At 74.2% G+C, this 19198-nt stretch carries 17 protein-coding genes; 14 read left to right on the top strand and 3 right to left on the bottom strand.

The annotated features are described in order from the left end of the window. The first annotated feature begins 33 nt into the window (after positions 1 to 33). The 3 genes from ACOQFB_RS21150 (at position 34) to mltA (ending at position 2986) form a co-directional block, all read left to right on the top strand. Entirely contained in the window at positions 34 to 795 is a 762-nt protein-coding gene (locus tag ACOQFB_RS21150) for a TerC family protein (RefSeq protein WP_059436024.1), read from the top strand. Positions 796 to 813: 18 nt separating this feature from the next. Further along, a complete protein-coding gene (locus ACOQFB_RS21145) occupies positions 814 to 1722 on the top strand; it encodes a DMT family transporter (protein ID WP_421609446.1) in 909 nt (302 codons plus the stop codon). Between the two features lie 64 nt (positions 1723 to 1786). Further along, positions 1787 to 2986, top strand: coding sequence for a murein transglycosylase A (gene mltA, locus ACOQFB_RS21140; RefSeq protein ID WP_059436022.1), 1200 nt, complete (start codon positions 1787 to 1789; stop codon positions 2984 to 2986). A 112-nt stretch (positions 2987 to 3098) separates the two neighbouring features. On the opposite strand, the gene uraA is transcribed toward mltA, so the two are convergent. Continuing rightward, positions 3099 to 4397: a uracil permease gene (uraA, locus tag ACOQFB_RS21135; RefSeq protein ID WP_059436021.1), complete on the bottom strand. Its 1299-nt coding sequence runs from the start codon at positions 4395 to 4397 to the stop codon at positions 3099 to 3101. 252 nt (positions 4398 to 4649) lie between these two features. Between uraA and ACOQFB_RS21130 the strand changes: the two genes are divergently transcribed. From ACOQFB_RS21130 to ACOQFB_RS21110, 5 genes are all read left to right on the top strand, one after another. Then, on the top strand, positions 4650 to 4793 hold the full coding sequence (locus tag ACOQFB_RS21130) for a hypothetical protein (RefSeq protein ID WP_193388333.1): 144 nt from the start codon (positions 4650 to 4652) through the stop codon (positions 4791 to 4793). A 62-nt stretch (positions 4794 to 4855) separates the two neighbouring features. Continuing rightward, a complete protein-coding gene (locus ACOQFB_RS21125; RefSeq protein ID WP_059436020.1) occupies positions 4856 to 5848 on the top strand; it encodes an MBL fold metallo-hydrolase in 993 nt (330 codons plus the stop codon). A gap of 34 nt (positions 5849 to 5882) precedes the next feature. Continuing rightward, positions 5883 to 6902 (top strand): RluA family pseudouridine synthase, encoded by a 1020-nt coding sequence (locus ACOQFB_RS21120; RefSeq protein WP_421609445.1) that lies wholly within the window; start codon positions 5883 to 5885, stop codon positions 6900 to 6902. A gap of 36 nt (positions 6903 to 6938) precedes the next feature. Further along, entirely contained in the window at positions 6939 to 9497 is a 2559-nt protein-coding gene (locus ACOQFB_RS21115) for a penicillin-binding protein 1A (RefSeq protein WP_421609444.1), read from the top strand. Between the two features lie 142 nt (positions 9498 to 9639). Continuing rightward, entirely contained in the window at positions 9640 to 11706 is a 2067-nt protein-coding gene (locus tag ACOQFB_RS21110) for a methyl-accepting chemotaxis protein (RefSeq protein WP_059436017.1), read from the top strand. 27 nt (positions 11707 to 11733) lie between these two features. Here the strand turns inward: ACOQFB_RS21110 and ACOQFB_RS21105 are convergent, their stop codons facing one another. Beyond that, complete coding sequence (locus ACOQFB_RS21105) at positions 11734 to 12174, bottom strand: EVE domain-containing protein (RefSeq protein WP_059436016.1); 441 nt, start codon at positions 12172 to 12174, stop codon at positions 11734 to 11736. Positions 12175 to 12269: 95 nt separating this feature from the next. On the opposite strand from ACOQFB_RS21105, the gene ACOQFB_RS21100 reads away from it, so the two are divergent. The 6 genes from ACOQFB_RS21100 (at position 12270) to ACOQFB_RS21075 (ending at position 15987) form a co-directional block, all read left to right on the top strand. Next, complete coding sequence (locus ACOQFB_RS21100) at positions 12270 to 12674, top strand: Sec-independent protein translocase subunit TatA/TatB (RefSeq protein WP_059436015.1); 405 nt, start codon at positions 12270 to 12272, stop codon at positions 12672 to 12674. Positions 12675 to 12680: 6 nt separating this feature from the next. Beyond that, positions 12681 to 13481: a twin-arginine translocase subunit TatC gene (tatC, locus tag ACOQFB_RS21095; RefSeq protein ID WP_059436014.1), complete on the top strand. Its 801-nt coding sequence runs from the start codon at positions 12681 to 12683 to the stop codon at positions 13479 to 13481. 80 nt (positions 13482 to 13561) lie between these two features. Continuing rightward, complete coding sequence (locus tag ACOQFB_RS21090; protein ID WP_059436013.1) at positions 13562 to 13759, top strand: hypothetical protein; 198 nt, start codon at positions 13562 to 13564, stop codon at positions 13757 to 13759. A 15-nt stretch (positions 13760 to 13774) separates the two neighbouring features. Then, positions 13775 to 14971: an acetyl-CoA C-acetyltransferase gene (locus ACOQFB_RS21085; protein ID WP_421609443.1), complete on the top strand. Its 1197-nt coding sequence runs from the start codon at positions 13775 to 13777 to the stop codon at positions 14969 to 14971. Positions 14972 to 15042: 71 nt separating this feature from the next. Further along, positions 15043 to 15240: a hypothetical protein gene (locus tag ACOQFB_RS21080; RefSeq protein ID WP_059436011.1), complete on the top strand. Its 198-nt coding sequence runs from the start codon at positions 15043 to 15045 to the stop codon at positions 15238 to 15240. Between the two features lie 6 nt (positions 15241 to 15246). Continuing rightward, a complete protein-coding gene (locus tag ACOQFB_RS21075) occupies positions 15247 to 15987 on the top strand; it encodes a rhomboid family intramembrane serine protease (protein WP_421609442.1) in 741 nt (246 codons plus the stop codon). Positions 15988 to 16000: 13 nt separating this feature from the next. On the opposite strand, the gene ACOQFB_RS21070 is transcribed toward ACOQFB_RS21075, so the two are convergent. Beyond that, complete coding sequence (locus ACOQFB_RS21070; protein WP_421609441.1) at positions 16001 to 19111, bottom strand: DUF6982 domain-containing protein; 3111 nt, start codon at positions 19109 to 19111, stop codon at positions 16001 to 16003. Between the last annotated feature and the right edge of the window lie 87 nt (positions 19112 to 19198).

Raw genomic sequence — 19198 nt, 5'->3', positions numbered from 1 at the left:
ACAACCGCGGCGCCATCGGGCATTCAAGGCGCCATGCTCGAGCTGCTCGGCCAGGCCGACACGTGGATCTCGCTGGTGACGCTCTCCGCCATGGAGATCGTCCTCGGCATCGACAACGTGGTGTTCCTCACCATCCTCGCCGGGCGGCTGCCGCAGGAGCAGCAGGGGAAGGCGCGCAAGCTGGGCCTCGCCTTCGCGCTCCTCACCCGGCTCGGGCTGCTGTTCGCCATCAGCTGGGTGATGGGGCTGACCCGGCCGCTCTTCGAGGTGCTGGGCCGGGAGATCTCCGGGCGCGACCTCATCCTGCTGGGCGGCGGCCTGTTCCTCATCGCCAAGGCCACCCACGAGATCCACGACAAGCTCGAGGTCGAGCACGCCGAGGCGCGGAAGGCGGGCGGCGGCGCCGCGTTCTGGGCGGTCATCGTGCAGATCGCGCTGCTCGACATCGTGTTCTCGCTCGACTCGGTCATCACCGCGGTGGGGATGGCGAAGCACCTGCCGGTGATGGTCGCCGCCATGGTCCTCGCGGTGGGCGTGATGCTGATCTTCGCCGACGCGATCGGCGGCTTCGTGGAGCGCCACCCCACCATCAAGATGCTGGCGCTGTCCTTCCTCATCCTCATCGGCGTGATGCTGGTGGCCGAGGGGCTCGGGAGGCACATCGAGAAGGGCTACGTCTACTTCGCCATGGCGTTCTCCCTCGGCGTCGAGCTCCTCAACATGCGCGTGCGCAAGGCGCGGCAGGCGCCGGTCCACCTGCACGGGCGCTTCGAGGAGGAGCGGGCCGGGCGCTAGCGCCGCCCCGCCGCGCCCGTGGCCGACCTCGCCCTGCTCGCCCTCACCCTGCTGTGGGGGACCACCTTCGCGCTCGTGAAGGAGGCGCTCGAGATCGCCTCGCCGGGCGTGTTCCTCACCGCCCGCTTCGGCCTGGCCGCGGTGGCGCTGCTCGCCGCCTGGGCGCTCCGGCCGCGCGCGCCGCTCGGCGAGGGGTTCTGGCGGCACGGGCTCCTGCTCGGCCTGACCATGCTGGTCGGCTTCGTGCTGCAGACGGTGGCGCTCCGGCACACCACGCCCGCGCGCTCCGGGTTCATCACCGGCCTGAACGTGCTGGTGGTGCCGGTGGTGGCGCGCTGGTTCCTGGGGCGCCGGGTGCGCCCCGCGTTCTGGGTGGGCGTGACGTTCGCGGTGGCCGGGCTGGTCCTGCTCACCCGGCCCTTCACGGCGGGCGCGGTCACGGAGGAGGTCCGCTTCGGCGACCTGCTCACGCTGTTCTGCGCCGTCGCCTACGGGCTCCAGGTGACGTTCACCTCGGAGTGGGCGCCGCGCCACCCGCTCGCGCCGTTCGTGGCGGTGCAGGTGCTGGTCACGCTGGCCGGCGCGCTCGTCCTCGTCCCGCTGGAGGGGCCGCGCTTCGATCCGGCCGGGGCCGGCCACTTCGTGCTGGTGGTCGCGTTCACCGGCCTCGTCATGACCGCGTTCGCCTTCTTCGTCATGAACTGGGGCCAGCGCCACACCACCGCGGTCCGGGCCGCGCTCATCTTCTCGCTCGAGCCCGCCGCCGCCGCGGTGTTCAGCTGGCTGTACTACGGCGAGCCGCTCGGGCCGCTCGACTGGGCCGGCGGCGCGCTCATGGTGCTCGGGGTGCTGGCCGGCGAGGTGGGCGGGGTGCTGGAGGCCCGCGCGGCGGAGGCCAGGGCCCGCGCCCGCGCGCCCGCGGCGTAGCCGGCGACGCCGGGGCGAGCGGGGGCCCGCGCCGCGCGGCGGGACCTCTGCTACCTTCGGCCCGATGCGACGCACGCCTCTCCAGCACGCCCTCGCCGCGGCGCTCGTCCTGGTGCTCACCGCGGCGCTCGCCGCCTGCCGCCACGCGCCCCCGCCCGCGCCGGCCCGCACCGCCGACGAGGCGCTGCGCGAGGTGCCGCCGTCCGAGCTCCCGGCGTTCGCGGACGACCTCGACTACGCCGGCCTCGAGGACGCGATCGGCCGCACCGAGACCTGGCTGGCGCGGCTCGCCGCCTCGGATCCGGGCCGGACGTTCGCCTACGGCAAGGAGCGCGTGCCGCTCGAGCGCGTGCGCGCGACGCTGGCGCGCTTCCGCGCCCTCGTGGCGGCGCGGCCCTCGCCGGACGCGCTGCGCGAGGCGCTCCGCCGCGAGTTCCGCGCCTTCCGCTCGGCCGGCGACGGGCGCGGGACGGTGCTCTTCACCGGCTACTACCTGCCCGAGCTGCGCGGCGCGCTCGCCCGCGGCGGCCCGTACCAGGTGCCGCTCCACCGCGCGCCCGACGACCTCGTGGTGGTGCGCGCGCGCGACTTCCCGCAGGTCGCGGAGGACGTCGTCGGCCGGGTGGAGCAGGGCCGGCTCGTCCCCTACCCGACCCGCGCCGACATCGCGCGCGGCGCGCTCGAGGGGAAGGGCGCGGAGCTCTGCTTCGTGGACTCGGCGCTCGACGCGTTCTTCCTGGAGATCCAGGGGAGCGGGGTGGTGCGCCTCCCCGACGGCACCGCGCGCGTGGTCACCTACGCGGGCAAGAACGGCCAGCGCTACGCCGCGGTGGGCGCGGAGCTGGTCCGGCGCGGCGCGCTCCGGCGCGAGGAGGTGTCGATGCAGTCGATCCGCGCCTGGCTGCTCGCGCACCCGGAGGAGCAGGCGGCGGTGCTCGCCACCAACCCGTCCTACGTGTTCTTCCGCTTCGCCGACGACGCCATCGGCGCGCTGGGCGTCCCGGTCACCCCGGACCGCACCATCGCCGCCGACGCGAAGGTGTTCCCGAAGGGCGGCCTCGCGTTCCTGGAGACCGAGCGGCCGGTGGACGCGACCTCGGCCACCATGCGCCCGTTCTCGCGCTTCGTGCTCGACCAGGACGCGGGCGGGGCCATCCGCACCTCCGGCCGCGTGGACCTGTACCTGGGCAGCGGCCCCTACGCCGCGAACGCCGCCGGCCGCATGAAGCAGCCGGGGCGGCTCTGGTACCTGCTGCTCCGGTAGCCGGGCCCCGCCCGCGGTTCGACGGGCTCACCGCGAGCGGGCACCCCCGCTCACCCTGAGCCCGTCGAAGGGTCACCCTGAGCCCGTCGAGGGGCGAGCGGCGTCCCGCGGGCTACACGTCCGGCGCCTCGGAGACGGTCCCGTTCGCGGCGGTGCCCTCCATCCCGCGCGGCAGCACCAGGTTGAGCAGGATGCCGACGTAGGTGGCGAGCGGCATGGCGTCGATCTTCACCGAGCCGAAGTGCATCTCGGCGCCGCCCACGCCGATGACCAGCACCACCGAGGCGATGATCAGGTTCCGCTTCTGCGAGAAGTCGATGCCTGCCTCGACCAGCATGCGGATGCCGGCGGAGGCGATGATCCCGAAGAGCAGGATGCAGATGCCGCCCATCACCTGGGTCGGGATGGAGCGGATGAGCGCGCCCACCGGCGGGAGGAAGGACATGAGCACGGCGAGCACCGCCGCGCCGCCGATCACCCACACCGAGAAGACGCGGGTGATGGCCATCACGCCGATGTTCTCGCCGTAGGTGGTGTTGGGCGGGCCGCCCAGCGCGCCGGAGATCATGGTGGCGACGCCGTCGCCGGCGAGCGAGCGGTGCAGGCCCGGGTCCTTCACGAAGTCCCGGCCCACCACGTTGTTCGTGACGATGAGGTGGCCGATGTGCTCGGTGATGACGACGAGCGAGATGGGCGCGAGCGTGATGATGGCCGCCCAGGTGAACTTCGGGAGCACGAAGGGCGGCACCGCCAGCGGCCTCGCCGCGGCGACGCCGGAGAGGTCCACCTGGCCGGCGAGGAGCGCGACGACGTAGCCGCCCACGATGCCGATGAGCACCGGGATGACGCCCAGGAAGCCCTTCAGGAACACCGCCGCCAGGATGGCGATGGCGAGCGAGGCGAGCGCCACCGCGAAGAACTCCGGCCGGTAGGTGGGGCCGCCGCCGTTCATGGCCATGTTGACCACCGCCACGCGGGCGAGGCCGAGGCCGATGACCATCACCACCGAGCCGATCACCACCGGCGGGAGCAGGCGGTCGATCCAGCCGGTGCCGAACTTGCCGATGAGCGCCGCCACCACCAGGTAGCAGACGCCCACCGCCACGCAGCCGCCCATGGCCACCGCCACCCGGTCGGCCGGCGCGGCCTGGCCCGGCGCCACCCCGAGGATGGCGGAGAGGGCGGCGATGAACGCGAAGGAGGAGCCGAGGTAGGCCGGGATCTTCCCCTTGGTGATGAAGATGTAGACGAGCGTGCCGACACCGCTGGTGAACAAGGTCACCGAGGTGTCGAGCCCGACCAGGAACGGCACCAGCACGGTGGCGCCGAACATGGCGAACAGGTGCTGCAGCGACAGGGGAATGCTCTGGAGCAGCGGCAGCCGCTCCCCGACGTCCACGGTCCTCTTCATGGTCCCTCCTCGAGATGCGCCACGCGACGCGCCCGCTCGCCCGGGCGCTGGCCGGCGGGGCGGCCGGGGTGCCGGAGGGCTGGGGCGGCGCATCATGCCCTCCCGCCCTGACACCCGCCAGAGGGGCACGGCGCGGCGCTCGGCCGCGGGCGGGGCCCCGGCGCGGGTGGGACCTCCGGCGGAACCCACCGTGGCGCGGACCGGTTCCCCCGGCCGCGAGAGGATCCCTAGGGTCCTCGAAGGAGGTGTTCCATGGCGGAGGAGAAGAAGAAGGGCGGGTTCCATTCGCTCGAGAAACGGATCCACCAGATCGAGGAGGAAGACCGGACGAAGGCGGCGCAGGAGTCGAAGCCGGAGGAGAAGAAGGCGCCGGCGAAGGAGCCGCCGAAGAAGTAGCGGCGGGGCCCGCGGGCCCTGCCTCGCGCCGTGTCGGGCGCCCGTTGTAGAACGGGCGCCCGATGAGGCGCCCGCCGATCGAGCTCCACCGGGGCGAGCTGAGGATCACCGGCTCGTCCCTCCACCTCGACGCCACCCGGCGGGTCGAGTGCGCGTTCGTGTCGCACGCGCACGGCGATCACATCGGGCGCCACGACCGGACCATCGCCACCGCCCCGACGCTGGCGCTCATGCGCCACCGCCTGGGCGAGGGGAAGCGCCGCCGGACCGAGCACCTGCCCGCGTCCTACCGCGCGCCGTTCGGCCTGGGCGAGCTGACCCTGGAGCTGTTCCCGGCCGGCCACGTCCTCGGCTCGGCGCAGGTGCGGGTGACGCGCAACGGCGTCTCGCTGGGCTACTCGGGCGACCTCTGCACCGAGCCGACCCACGCCGCGGAGCGCGCCGAGGTGATGGGCTGCGACGTGCTCGTGATCGAGTCCACCTTCGGCCACCCGCGCTACGTGTTCCCGCCCAAGGACGAGACGCTCGCGGCGGTGCGCCGCTTCGTGGACGACGCGCTCGCCGACGGGGTCACGCCGGTGCTGCTCGGCTACGCGCTCGGCAAGGCGCAGGAGATCCTGAAGTACCTCTCCGACCTCGGCTACGCCTGCCGCGCCCACCCGGTGGTCCAGGCGGTGAACAAGGTCTACGAGGCGCACGGGGTGGCGCTGCCCAACGTGCGGCCGCTCGGGCCGGAGGGCGCCGCGATCGACGAGGTGGTGGTGTGCCCGCCGCACCTCGCCCGCAGCCCGGCCATGCGCGGGATCCGCAGGCGCCGCACCGCCATCCTCACCGGCTGGGCCATCGACGGCGGCCGCTTCTTCCGCGGGGTGGACGCGGCGTTCCCGCTCTCCGACCACGCCGACTTCCCCTCGCTGGTGCGCTATGCCCGGGCCACCGGCGCCGGCCGCGTGTTCACGGTCCACGGCCACGAGGACGCGCTCGCCGCCGCGCTCCGCAAGGAGGGGATCCGCGCCGAGCCCCTCCGCGAGCACATGCAGCTCGAGCTGATTTGAGGTGCCGCGGGCCCGGGTGAGGTAGATCTCCCCCGTGATCCAGCTCACCGTCTCGGCCGACGCGGCCGGCCAGCGCCTCGACAAGCTCGTGCGCAAGGCGCTGCGCGACGTGCCGCTCAGCCACGTCTACAAGATGTTCCGCACGCGCAAGGTGCGGGTGAACGGCGCGCGCGGGAAGGCCGACCAGCTCGTCGCCGAGGGCGACGTGGTGGTGATCCGCGGGGACGAGGAGCGGCTGCTCGCGAGGCCCGAGCCGACGGCCCCGGGCGGCGCGCCGCGGGTGACGTTCGGCGTGCTGCACGAGGACGCGGACCTGCTCGCGGTGGACAAGCCGGCCGGCCTGGCCGCGCACCCCGGCACCGGGATCGAGGGCGCCACGCTGGTGGAGATGGCGCGCGGATACCTGAGAACGCCCGACGACCTCCCGCCCACCGAGTTCAAGCCCTCGCCGGCGCACCGGCTCGACCGCGACACCTCGGGCGTGGTGCTGGTGGCGAAGCACCGCAAGGCGATGGTGCGGCTCACCGAGACGTTCACCAGCGGCGAAGGCGTCCACAAGACCTACCTCGCGCTCGTGAAGGGGAAGATGCCGCGCGAGGCCGGCACCATCGACCTGCCGCTCTCCGAGCACGAGCAGACCTCGAGGTCCAAGGCGATGCGGGGGGTGAACTTCCAGGAGGCGCTGACGCGCTGGAAGGTCGTCTCGGCCGCGAAGGAGCTCTCGCTGCTCGCCGTCACCATCGAGACCGGCCGCACGCACCAGATCCGCCGCCACCTCGAGGCGGTGGGCCACCCGGTGGCGGGCGACCGGCGCTACGGCGACTTCGCCTTCAATCGGACCGCGCGCACGCGCTGGGGGCTGCGCCGGATGGGCCTGCACGCGTGGAGGCTGGAGGTCCCACATCCGCTCACCGGCGCGCCGCTCCGGCTCGAGGCGCCGTTCCCGGCGGAGCTCGCCGAGGTGCTCTCCCGCGCGAACCTGAAGCTCCCCGCGTCGCCCACCGGCGCACACGCGCCCGCCGCGCGCCGCGACGGACCGCACCGCGAGCGTTGAACTCCGGGGCGGGGCACGCATAGATTCGGCCACCCCATGAGCGAGCCCGGCGAACCCCACAAGCCGCCCGAGGAGCCCTCCTCGCGCGTGGTCCTCGACGGCCTGCCGCCCGAGCGCCCGCTGCGCCGGCGGCTCCTCCGCTGGGGGCTGTTCGCCGCGCTCGCGGCGGTGAACGCCGCGCTGGTGGTCGCGGTGGTGGGCTGGATCGTGTTCTCGCGCGGGCTGCCCGACATCCCCACGCTGGAGCAGTACCGCCCGCCCATCATCACCGAGATGATCTCGGCCGACGGCCAGATCGCGGGCGAGTTCTTCGTGGAGCGCCGCAAGGTCGTCCCGTACGAGCGCATCCCGAAGCGGGTCATCCAGGCGTTCATCGCCTCGGAGGACAAGAACTTCTTCGAGCACGGCGGCATCGACCTGCTCGGCACGCTCCGCGCCGCGGTGAAGACCTACGTGCTCCGGTCGCGCATCCAGGGCGCGTCCACGCTCACGCAGCAGACCGCCAAGGCCATCCTCATCAGCGCCGAGGGGTTCGAGCGCGGCACCGAGCGGAGCCTGCGGCGCAAGATCCGCGAGCTGATCCTGGCGCGGCGCCTCGAGGCGCGGTTCACGAAGGAGCAGATCCTCTGGATGTACCTGAACGGCGTGTACCTCGGGCACCACAGCTACGGGGTGCAGTCGGCCGCGGAGAACTACTACCGGAAGAACGTGGAGGACCTGACGCTGGAGGAGGCGGCGCTCATCGCCGGGCTGCCGCAGGCGCCCTCGCGCTACTCGCCGTTCTCGCGGCCCGAGGCGGCCTCGGAGCGCCGGCGGTACGTGCTGCGGCGCATGGCCGAGGAGGGGATGATCACCGAGGCCGAGCGGCGCAGCGCCGAGAAGGCCGAGGTGAAGGTCTTCGGCGTGGACGACGTGTTCCGCGAGACCGCGCCGTTCTACGTGGAGACGGTGCGCCGGCAGGTGGTGGACCGCTACGGCAACGAGCGGCTGCTGCACGACGGGCTGCGGGTCGAGATGGCGATGGACCTCGAGAAGCAGCGCGCCGCGCAGGCGGCCGTGCTGAAGGGGCTCGTCGAGGTGGACCAGCGGCAGGGCTTCACCGGGCCGGTGGCGAAGGTGGCCGGCGCGGAGCGGACCGCGCTCGCCGCGCGGCTCGCGAAGGCCTGGCCGAAGGGCACGCTCCACGCCGGCGACTACTGCGTCGGCATCGTGGACCGGGTGGACGACAAGGCGGGGATCGTCGAGGTGGAGGTGGGCGAGACGCGCGGGGTGCTGCCCATCTCCGGCATGCGCTGGGCCCGCCGGCCCAACCCGGTGGTGTCCTACGCGGACTCGCTCCTCTCCCGCCCGTCGAGCGCGCTGCGCGCCGGCGACGTGGTGGTGCTGAAGCGGGTCGAGCGCGCCGAGCTGCAGCGGAGGGAGGCGCAGCTCGGGGTGGGCCGGCCCAAGGACGTGCCCGAGGCCCCGGTGCTGTTCTCGCTGCAGCAGGATCCCACGCTGCAGGGGGCGCTCGTCGCGGTCGATCCCGGGACGGCGTACGTCACCGCCATGGTGGGCGGCTACGACTTCGAGGCCTCCGAGTTCAACCGCGCCTTCCAGGCCTGCCGCCAGCCGGGCTCGGCGTTCAAGCCCGTCGTCTACTCCGCCGCGGTGGAGAAGCTCGACTACACGCCCGCGACCATCCTCACCGACGCGCCCATCGTCTTCCGCGACGACGAGTCGAGCTGGAAGCCGCAGAACTACGGCGAGGACTTCAAGGGCGACGTCACCCTGCGCACCGCGCTCGTCAACTCGATGAACATCCCGGCGGTGAAGACCGCCGAGGCGCTCAACGCGAAGCTCGGGCCGGCGGGGCTGGGCGACTGGGCGAAGACGCTCGGGATCACCACGCCGGTGAAGCAGGAGCTGGGCAGCGCGCTCGGCTCGTCCTGCGTGACGCCCTGGGAGCTCACCAACGTGTACGCGCTGTTCGCGCGCTACGGCGAGAAGCGCCCCAGCACCTTCGTGAAGCGGGTGCTGGACCGCGACGGGCGCGTCCTCGAGGACCACGCCGACTACCGCGACCCATGGGTCGGGCTCGACGAGCGGCTGGCCGGCGCGGTGGCCGAGGTGACGCGCCCGCGCGAGCAGGTGATGGACCCGCGCAGCGCGTACATCCTGGTCCGCCTCATGCGCGAGGTCGCGACGGTCGGCACCGGCGCGCGCGCCGCCGCGCTGGGGAAGCCGGCGGCGGGCAAGACCGGCACCACCAACGACTCCTTCGACACCTGGTTCATGGGGTTCACCCGCGACCTCGCCACCGGCGTGTGGCTCGGCTACGACGTGAACGTCACCCCGCTCGGCCGGTACGAGACCGGCGGCCACGCCGCGCTGCCCATCTGGCTCGACTTCATGTCGGCGGCGCTGAAGGGCCGGGCCCAGCCCGAGTTCGAGGCGCCCTCGGGGATCGTCGAGGTGCGGATCGACCCGGCCAGCGGCAAGGCGGTGGCGGTCGGCGCCGGCGGCGTGCCCGAGCCGTTCAAGCAGGGGACCGAGCCCGTGCTCGCCGACGCCGAGAAGAAGCAGGTCGAGGTGCAGGACCTGTTCATGCAGTAGCGCGGGCGGCGTGGGCCAAGGTGCGTGCGCCGCCCGGCGCGGCGCCGGCCGTTCCCTTGCCTCGGTCCCGACCCGCCGGTAGCATCGCGCCGAACCGCCGGGAAATCCGCGTGCTTCAGCCCGCGCCGGCGAGAAGGGCCCGATGCGTCCAAAGCTCGCCCACCTCGGCGTGAAGCGGATCCTGTTCCTCTCCATCGCCGGCGCGCTGGCCATCGCCGGCGTGCTCACGTCGATCGCCGTGAACCGCGAGATCCACGCCGCGCTGGAGCGCGCCGCCGAGCACCGCGGCGAGGCCGACGCCCGCGTCTACGCCTCCGCGCTCGCGCCGGCGCTCGCGGCCGGCGACCCGGCGCGCATCGCGGCGCGGGTGGACGAGGACTGGGACGAGGAGTCGTTCGCGTACGTGGTGGTGGTCCGGGAGGACTGGTCGATCGCCGCCAGGCACCTCTCCCGCAACCTGGGCCGCAGCGCCGAGGAGGTGGTGGCGTGGCACCAGGCGGCGGGCGCCACCGCGCAGCCCCGGGCGCCGGGCGTGGTCGCCTTCACGCGCCCGGTGGAGGGCGCGGGCGGGGGCGCGCGCGCCGGGTACGTGCTGCTCGGCCTCGATCGCGACCCGCTCGACGCGCAGGCCGGGCGGGCCGGCTGGTACATCTTCGCGCTCCTGGTGGGCGGCGGGATGGTGCTGGCGGGGCTCGTCTACGTGTTCGTCTCGCGCCTCGTGCTCCGGCCGCTCGACGAGATGAGCGCGGTGGCGCGCCGGGTCTCCGACTGCGACCTCACCGCCCGCTCCGCGCAGCTCGGCCCGGACGAGCTGGGGACGCTGGCCGAGTCGCTGAACCGCATCGGCGAGAACCTGGCCGCGACGCTCTCCCGCGTGCAGAACGTGACCGGCGGCGTGGCGACGGTGATCGACCGGATCTCGCGCACCGGCTCGGCGGTGTCCTCCGGCGCCGGCACGGTGTCGGCCCGGGTGGTGGACACCTCCTCTTCGATGAGCCAGATGATCTCGTCGCTGAAGGGCATCGCCGACAACGTCGAGGTGCTGGCGCAGAGCGCCGAGGAGTCGTCCTCGTCGATCCTGGAGATGGCCGCCACCAACGACGAGGTGGCCGAGAACATCCAGGCGCTGGCGGCCAGCGTGGAGGAGACCACCGCCGCGATCGAGCAGATGACCTACTCGATCAAGGAGGTGGCGAAGAACATCGAGGACCTGTCCGCCACCACCGAGGAGACGTCGTCCTCCATGAACGAGATGGACGTGTCCATCTCGCAGGTGGAGTCGAACGCGAACGAGACCGCGCGCCTCTCCGAGCAGGCGCAGCGCGACGCGGAGTCGGGGGCGGAGGCGCTCTCGCGCACGCTCCTCGGCATCGACAAGATCAAGGAGTCCTCCAAGGAGGCGGCCAGCGTCATCGAGGCGCTCGGCGCCAAGATCGCCGCCATCGGCAACATCCTCAACGTCATCGACGACGTGGCCGAGCAGACCAACCTGCTCGCGCTGAACGCCGCCATCCTGGCGGCGCAGTCGGGCGAGCACGGCAAGGGCTTCGCGGTGGTGGCGGACGAGATCAAGGACCTGGCCGAGCGCACCGGCGCGTCCACCAAGGAGATCTCCGAGCTCATCCGCGCGGTGCAGGACCAGTCGCGCAACGCCATCCAGGCCATGGACCGCGGCGTCCGCAACGTGGAGGAGGGCGTGCGGCTCGGGCAGGAGACCGAGACCGCGCTGAAGAAGATCCAGGAGTCGAGCCAGAAGTCCACGCAGATGGTGAAGGCCATCGCGCGGGCCACGCTGGAGCAGGCGCGCGGGTCGAAGCAGGTGACCATGGCGATCAACCGCATCGCCGAGACGGTGCAGCAGATCGCGAGCGCCACCGCGGAGCAGGCGCGCGGCTCCGAGCAGATCATGAAGAGCGCCGAGAAGATGAAGGCGATCACCAAGCACGTGGAGCGCTCGGCGCAGGAGCAGGCGCGCGGGTCGAAGCAGATCACCCGCGCCATCGAGTCGATCTCGGAGATGGTCCACCACCTGAACCGCGCCCAGAAGGAGCAGACCAAGGGCTCCGAGCAGGTGATGACGGCGGTGGTGCAGATCAAGCAGGTGGCCGAGGCGCAGACGCACTCGGTCCGCGACCTCGAGGCCGCCATCGTGGACCTCGCCTCGCAGGCGGAGGTGCTCCGCGGCGAGGTGAGGCGGTTCAGGATCTGAGGAGGTGCGGCGCCCGGCCGCGCCCGCCTAGAACCTGGCCTTGCGGCGCAGGCCGCCGGTCCGGGCGATGACGTCGGCGAGCGCGGCCAGATCGCGCCACTCCGCGGGCGCGAGCGGCACCACCGAGAGCCGGCCCTGCCTGAGCAGGACCGAGCCCTCGAACGCCGGCTCCTGCTTCAGCGCCTCGAGCGGCACCGGCGCCGGGAGCGGCTCGACGGCCTTCACGTCCACGCAGACCAGCTCGCCGCCGGCGGTCGGGTCGGGGTAGGCGGTCCGCACCACCTCGGCGACGCCCACCGCGCGCTTCTCGCCGGAGTGGTAGACGATCGCGCGATCGCCCGCCTTCATGGCCCGGAGGTTCGCCTGGGCCTGCGGGTTGGCGACGCCGGTCCACGGGGTGGTCCCGTCGGCGACGAGGTCGGACCACGCATAGGTGCCGGGCTCGGTCTTCAGCAGCCAGTAGGCCATGCGCGGGGACGTTAGGCGTGGCATGCTGCCGCCGCAACCGGATCCGTCCGGCGGCGGAAGCGTCCCGGTTTCCGCCGTGTTATAGGAACCGCCCTATGTTCGGTCTGTCCTTCGGCGAGATCGTGATCATCGCCGTCCTCGCCCTCATCCTCCTCGGGCCGGATCGCCTCCCCGAGGCGGCGAAGACCATCGGCAAGGGCCTGCGCCAGTTCAAGCAGGCCACCGACGACCTGAAGGACCAGATCGAGACCGAGATCTACAAGGACGACCGGAAGGTGGCGCGCCCCTCGCTGGTGCCGCCCGTCCCGAACCGTCCGGTCCCCGGCCCGTCCGGTCCGCCGCCCGCCGCCACCGCCGAGAACGTCCCGGGCCTCGAGGCGGCGCTGGTGGACGCCGAGCCGGCCGCGCCCGCCGCCGCGCCCGAAACGCCCGCCGCGCCCGCGGCGCCGGCCCCGTCATCGTCGCCCGAGCCGTCCGGCACCGGCGGCACCGCCGCGTAGGCCCGCATGAGCGAAACCGTCCCGCAGCTGCCGCCGCCGCCGTCGCCCGAGCCCGAGGGCGAGGTGAAGCTCTCCTTCCTCGATCACCTGCGCGACCTGCGCGTCCGCATGGTGCGCGCGATGCTCGGCATCGCCGTGGGGATGGGCCTGGTCGGCGGGTTCGTGCCGCAGATCGTGGACCACCTCATGAAGCCGGTGCGCGACGCGCTCCCGGCCGGCCGCCAGCAGCTCGTGTACACGAGCGCGATCGAGCCGATGATGGTCTACATCAAGGTGGCCATGTACGGCGGCGTCTTCGTCGCGGCCCCCTGGGTGCTGTGGCAGCTGTGGCTCTTCATCGCCCCCGGCCTGTACAAGCGCGAGAAGAAGGTCGTCTTCCCGTTCCTGTTCTGGGGGACGCTGCTCTTCTACCTGGGCGCGCTGTTCTGCTTCGAGCTGGTGATGCCGCAGGCCTTCCCGGCCATGCTGGCGTTCGCCGAGAGCGACACGCTCTCGCCGATGCTCTCCCTCTCCGAGCAGCTCTCGCTCGTCCTCGCCATGCTGCTCGGCTTCGGGGTGGTGTTCGAGGTCCCGGTGGTCATCGCGTTCCTGTCGATGATCGGCCTGGTGAACTGGCGCACGCTCGCGAAGTACCGGCGCATCGCCATCATCGTGAACGTGATCGCGGCCGCGATCATCACGCCCACCGGCGACCCGCTCAACCTCGCGCTCATGGCCGTGCCCATGATCGTCTTCTACGAGGTGGGCATCGTGCTGGCGCGGATCCTCGGCAAGAAGCCCGCGGCGGACGCCGCCCCTGCGGCCTAGGGCGGCCCGGGCCCTGGCCCGGGCGGGCGCGGCGCGCCGGCGCGCTGTTCACGGCGGGCGCCTGCGTCTAGCATCGGCGGATGCTCGTCTTCCAGTCGGTCGCGGCGCTGTTCGCGGTCTACATGCTCGCCCGCCACGCCCCGCGCGCCTGGGCCGCGCTCCGCGGCCGCGCCGGCGACCGGGTGGGCGCGCTCGTGCCGGCCCTGAACGTGGCGCTGGCGCTGGCCATCCTGGTGGTGGCCGTGAAAGGCCTGGCGGGCGCGCTTATCTCGAGGTGAGCACCAGGAGGCGTGATGAACCGGGCCGGCCAGCAGGACGTGGTGTTCCTCGCCGCGAAGCGGACGCCCTTCGGGACGTTCGGCGGCGCCCTGAAGGACCTCAGCGCGACCGACCTCGCGGTCCACGCCGCGAAGGCGGCGATGGCGCAGGCCGGGGCGCCGCCCGCGGACTACGGCCACGTGGTGGTCGGGAACGTGGCCCAGACGTCGCCGGACGCCATCTACCTGGCGCGCCACGTGGGGCTCCGCGCCGGCCTCCCCGAGGGCGTCCCCGCGCTCACGGTGAACCGGCTGTGCGGCTCCGGCTTCGAGGCGGTCATCGAGGCGGCGCGGCTCGTCCAGACCGGCGAGGCGGAGCTGGTGCTGGCCGGCGGCACCGAGTCGATGAGCCAGGCGCCGCTCGTGCTGCGCGGCACGCGCTTCGGCCACGCCTTCGGCAAGACCCCGCCGCTCGAGGACATGCTCTGGTCGGCGCTCACCGACACCTACGCCGGCATGCCCATGGCGCTCACCGCCGAGAAGCTGGCCGAGCTGCACGGCATCGGCCAGGCGGCGGTGGACGAGTTCGCGGTCGCCTCGCAGCGGCGCTGGGCCGCCGCCGACGAGGCCGGGCGCTTCCGCGAGGAGCTGGCGCCGGTGGAGCTCCAGACGCGCAAGGGGCCGGTCCGGTTCGAGAAGGACGAGCACCCGCGCCCCGGCACCACGCCCGAGGGGCTGCGCAAGCTCCCCAAGGTGTTCAAGGCCGACGGCGTCATCCACGCCGGCGCGGCGAGCGGCATCGCCGACGGCGCCGGCATGCTGGTGGTGGCCTCGCGCGCCTACGCGGAGCGCCGTGGGCTGCGGCCGCTGGGACGGCTGGTGAACTGGGGCCACGCCGGCGTGGACCCCACCGTGATGGGCATCGGCCCGGTGCCGGCGGTCCGCAACGCGCTCGCCCGCGCCGGCGCCACCCTGTCCGACCTCGATCTGTTCGAGGTTAACGAGGCGTTCGCGCCGCAGTACCTGGCGGTCGAGCAGGAGCTGGGCCTGCCGCGCGACCGCACCAACGTGGACGGCGGCGCCATCGCGCTCGGGCACCCGCTCGCCGCGAGCGGGGCCCGGATCACCATGCACCTGCTGTACGAGCTGCGGCGCCGGGGCGCCCGGGCCGGCCTCGGCGCGGCCTGCATCGGCGGCGGCCAGGGGGTCGCGGTGATCCTGGAGCCGCTGTAGCGACCGCGTTCTTGCCCCCGCCGGGAGGGGACGATAGGGTCCCCGAGGGTCCGCGGCGAGGAGGGGCGACGATGACGAGCTTCACCGGCGTGAAGGTCTTCTCGACGACGCTGGCGCGCGATCGCGACGCCATGGGCGAGCAGATCACGCGCTGGCTCGCCGGCAACCCCGAGCTCGAGGTGGTGAGCCACGAGGTCCGGCAGAGCTCGGACAAGGAGTTCCACTGCCTCACCATCACCCTCTTCTACCGGGAGAGGAAGAAGGGCTAGGACCGCGTGCGCAGCAGACGGAGCCCCGACCTCGGCAGCGCGTTCACCTTCGGCGGCCGCATCCCCTCCGGGCTGGGGCTGCTGCTCGTCCTCATCCTGGTCGCGACCGTCGGCTCCTGGGTGACGCGCGACCAGACCTGGGCCGCGCTGGTGCCGGGCCTGGTGCTGCGCGGGCAGGTGTGGCGGCTCGTCTCCTGGGCCTTCGTGCAGAACGACCCGCTCACGCTGCTGTTCGGCGGGTTCATGCTCTACTCGATCGGCCAGCAGCTCGCGTTCACCTGGAGCGAGCGGCGCCTGGTCGGCACCTTCCTCGGCCTCGCCGCCGGCGCCACCGCGGTGACCGTGGTGGCGGCGCGGCTCTGGTTCCCGGCCGACCGGCCGCACCTCGGCATGTGGCCGGTGGTGAACGCGCTCCTGCTCATGTGGGCGATGCTGTACCCGGACCGCCAGGTGAGCATCTGGGGCGTGCTCCCGCTCACCGGCAAGACGCTGGCGCTGCTGGTTGTGTTCGGGACGGTGCTGTACGGCCTGGCCGGCGGCGGCCTCCCGGGGCTGGGCGCGTTCGTGCCGCACTTCGCGGCGCTCGGCCTGGGCTTCGCGCTGTCGCGCGGCGGCCGGCTGCCCACGCGGCGCTGGAAGCTGCAGGCGCGCGAGTGGTGGGCGGAGCGCGAGTTCCGCCGCCGCTCCAAGCACCTCAAGGTGATCCGCAAGAACGGCAAGGACGAGCCGCCCCGCTGGATGAACTGAGCCGGCCGGACCTTCAGCTCACCGCCACCTGCCGCACCGCCGAGCGGTAGATCCAGATCCGCGCCGTGCTGGTGCGCGTGTCCGCCGGGATCATGAAGAACCCGGGCCCGTCCTCGCGGTAGTCGGGGCTGAACCCGGCCACCTGCCGGCCGTCGCGGAAGGTGACGCGCACGCGCTTCCCCTCCGCCGCCGGCGCGGCCTCGCCCGGCGCCAGCATGAAGAAGATCGCCTTCACCTTGTCGGTGGGGATCCGCTCCGGGAGCGGCCCCTGCGCGACGAGGTCGAGCGCGGGCGCGTCCAGCGTCGGGTCCTCGATCACGCCGCGCTTCACCAGCCCCTCCAGCGTGTGGATCACCACCCGGTGCGCGCCGGGCACCTCCCACGCGCCGGGCGGCGCGGGCGTCGCCTCGACCACCGGGGGCGGCGTGAAGGAGACCTCCTCGACCGGCAGCGGCTCGAGATCGGGGGCGGGGATCGCGGCGGCCGCCGCCGGCTCGGGCACGCCGGCGGCCTCGGCCTCCGGCGTCGGCTCGGGCAGCGGCTCGGGAACCGGCTCGGGCTCGGGCACCGGCTCCGCGCCCGCCTCGGCGAGCGACGGCGCGCCGGGCTCGACGTCGCCGCCGACCTCGTCGGGCGCCAGGGCCACCAGCTCGTCGGCCGGGATCTCCTCGAGGATGTCCTCGCCGTCGAGCGTGGGCAGGTCGTCGGCGTCCGGCGCCGGCGCCGCGGCCAGCTCGGCGACCTCGGCGACGTCGGCCAGCCCGGCGGGCTCGGCGCCGGCCTCCGGCGCAGCGGCCTCGACCTCGCCGAGCAGGTCGTCGATGGCGGGCGGCGGCTCGGCGCCGGGCTCGCGCACCGCGCCGGCCGACGCGGCCAGCGACGCCGCGGCGTCCGGCGCGGCCTCCGTCACGGCGACCGGCGCCGGCGCGGCCGGCCCGTCCAGCTCGAGCGGCGGCAGCGCCTCGGCGGCCTCGGCGAGGAGCGCCGAGGGCTCGGCGGCCGCGATCGCGGCGTCCCCGACGCCGGGCTCGGCGGCGGGCTCGGCGGCGGCCGTGTCCGCGTCCCACCGGGACGGCTCCAGCTCGAGCGCGGGCGCCGCGCCGGCGTCCCACGCCGGGAGCTCCGCCTCCGGCTCGGCGAGCGGCTCCGCCTGCCCGCCGACGTCACCCATCGTGAATGGCCCGGGCGCCTCCGGCGGCGTCTCCGCCGCCGCCCACGCGTCGGCGTCCTCGCCCAGCTCGCCGGCGGCGAAGTCGAGCGCCGACAGGTCGCGGGTGCCGGCCGGCTCCGGCTCCGGCTCGCGGAGCGCGAACGGATCCTCGCCGGACGCGATCCCGGCCGCGCCGGCCGCCGGCGTCTCCAGCTCGGCCAGCTCGAGCGTGGGCTCGACCGGCGCGCCCAGGTCGAGCGTCGGCTCGAGCGCGATCGGCTCGCCGTCCCCGCCCGCCTCGGCCAGCCCGGCCAGCGCGTCGACGCTCGCGAGCGGCTCGGCGGCGGGCTCCACCGGCGCCTCGAGGTCGCCGGCGACGTCCAGGCTCCCGGCGTCGCCGGCGTCCGCGGGCGGCGCGTCCCAGGGCGGCAGCTCGGCCTCCCGCGCCCACTCGGGCACGGTGGCCTCCTCGGCGGCGTCGAACGAGCCGCCCGACTCGAGCTCGAAGCCCTGGTCGAGCGCCACCTCCTCGGCCCAGCCCGCGTCCGCCGCCGGCTCCGTGCCGGCGTCCGCGAGCTCGAGCGCGCCCTCTTCCAGCGGCGCGGCGAAGCCGCTCGTGTCGTCGTACTCGCCCAGCTCGGGCGGGGCGCCGGGCGGGAGCGGCTCCGGGGCCGGCTCGGCGCCGAGGTCCGCCGGCGAGAGCGCCGCCGGGGCGGCGCTGGCCTCGTCGTACTCGCCCAGCACCGCACCCTCGGGCGCGGCGGGCGGCGGGGCGGTCACCTCCCAGCCGTCGGGCGGCAGCGCGGCGGCGTCGCCGCCGGCGAGCGGCGCCGGCGGCTCGGCGGAGGGATCCCCCTCGAGCGCCATCCCGTCCGCGGAGAGCGGCTCCAGCTCCTCGATCACCGCCTCGGTGGCGAGGTCCACCGTCTCCGGCTCGTCGGCCGGCGTGGTCCACGCCTCGTATGCGGGGGCGGCGTCGGCCGGCGGCGCCTCCCCGGACGGCTGCGGCTCGGGGGCGCCGAAGGTGGCGGTGGCGTCCGGGTTCCACGCCGGCTGGCCGGCGTTCGGATCCCAGGCCTGCGCGGCGTTCGGGTCGTAGGGCTGGGCGTTCGGATCCCAGGCCTGCGCGGCGCTCGGGTCGTAGGGCTGGGCGTTCGGATCCCAGGCCTGCGCGGCGTTCGGATCGTAGGGCTGCGCGTTCGGATCCCAGGCCTGCGCGGCGTTCGGATCGTAGGGCTGGGCGCTGGGATCCCAGGCCTGCGCGGCGTTCGGATCGTAGGGCTGCGCGCTGGGATCCCAGGCCTGCGCGGCGTTCGGATCGTAGGGCTGCGCGTTGGGATCCCAGGCCTGCGCGGCGTTCGGGTCGTACGGCTGGGCGTTGGGATCCCAGGCCTGCGCGGCGTTGGGATCGTACGGCTGGGCGTTGGGGTCCCAGGCCTGCGCGGCGTTGGGATCGTACGGCTGCGCGTTCGGATCCCAGGCCTGCGCGGCGTTGGGATCGTAGGGCTGGGCGTTCGGATCCCAGGCCTGCGCGGCGTTGGGATCGTACGGCTGCGCGTTCGGATCCCAGCCCTCCGCGGCCTCGGGTGCGGCGGGCTGCTCGGCGGCGTCCCACGCCGGCGCCTCGGGCGCGGGCACCTCCAGCGCCTCGAACGGCTGACCCTCGAACGCGTCCGCCAGCCCGGCGTCGGGGGCCGCGTCCTCGAAGAGCGGCTCCGGCCCGGCCCCGGCAGCGGGCGGCTCGGGCGGCGCCTCGGCCGGCGCGCGGCGGAGCCCGGCCGGCTCGAGCGAGGCGCGCAGCCGCTCGGCCGCGGCGCCCACGTCGAAGCCGGAGCCGGCCGACGCCTGCAGCTCGGGCTCGACCAGCTCGCGCAGCTCGGCGTGCCGCCGCTCCTCCTCCGCGGTCAGCCCCTCGGAGAGGCGCTTCCGGTCGAGCTGGCGGAACTCCTTCAGTGCGCTGCGCGGATCGGGCATGTGCGGTGTACCGCCGGTGGGCGAGGGGGCCGGCGCTCCGGAGGGCCGGATGATACCTCCGCTCCCCGTCCGCTCAAAGGCGAGGGC

The organism is Anaeromyxobacter sp. Red801 (assembly GCF_049201065.2).
Taxonomy (GTDB): Bacteria; Myxococcota; Myxococcia; order Myxococcales; family Anaeromyxobacteraceae; genus Anaeromyxobacter.
Note: the sequence above shows the minus strand (reverse complement) of the source record. Positions and strands in the feature narration are given on the sequence as shown.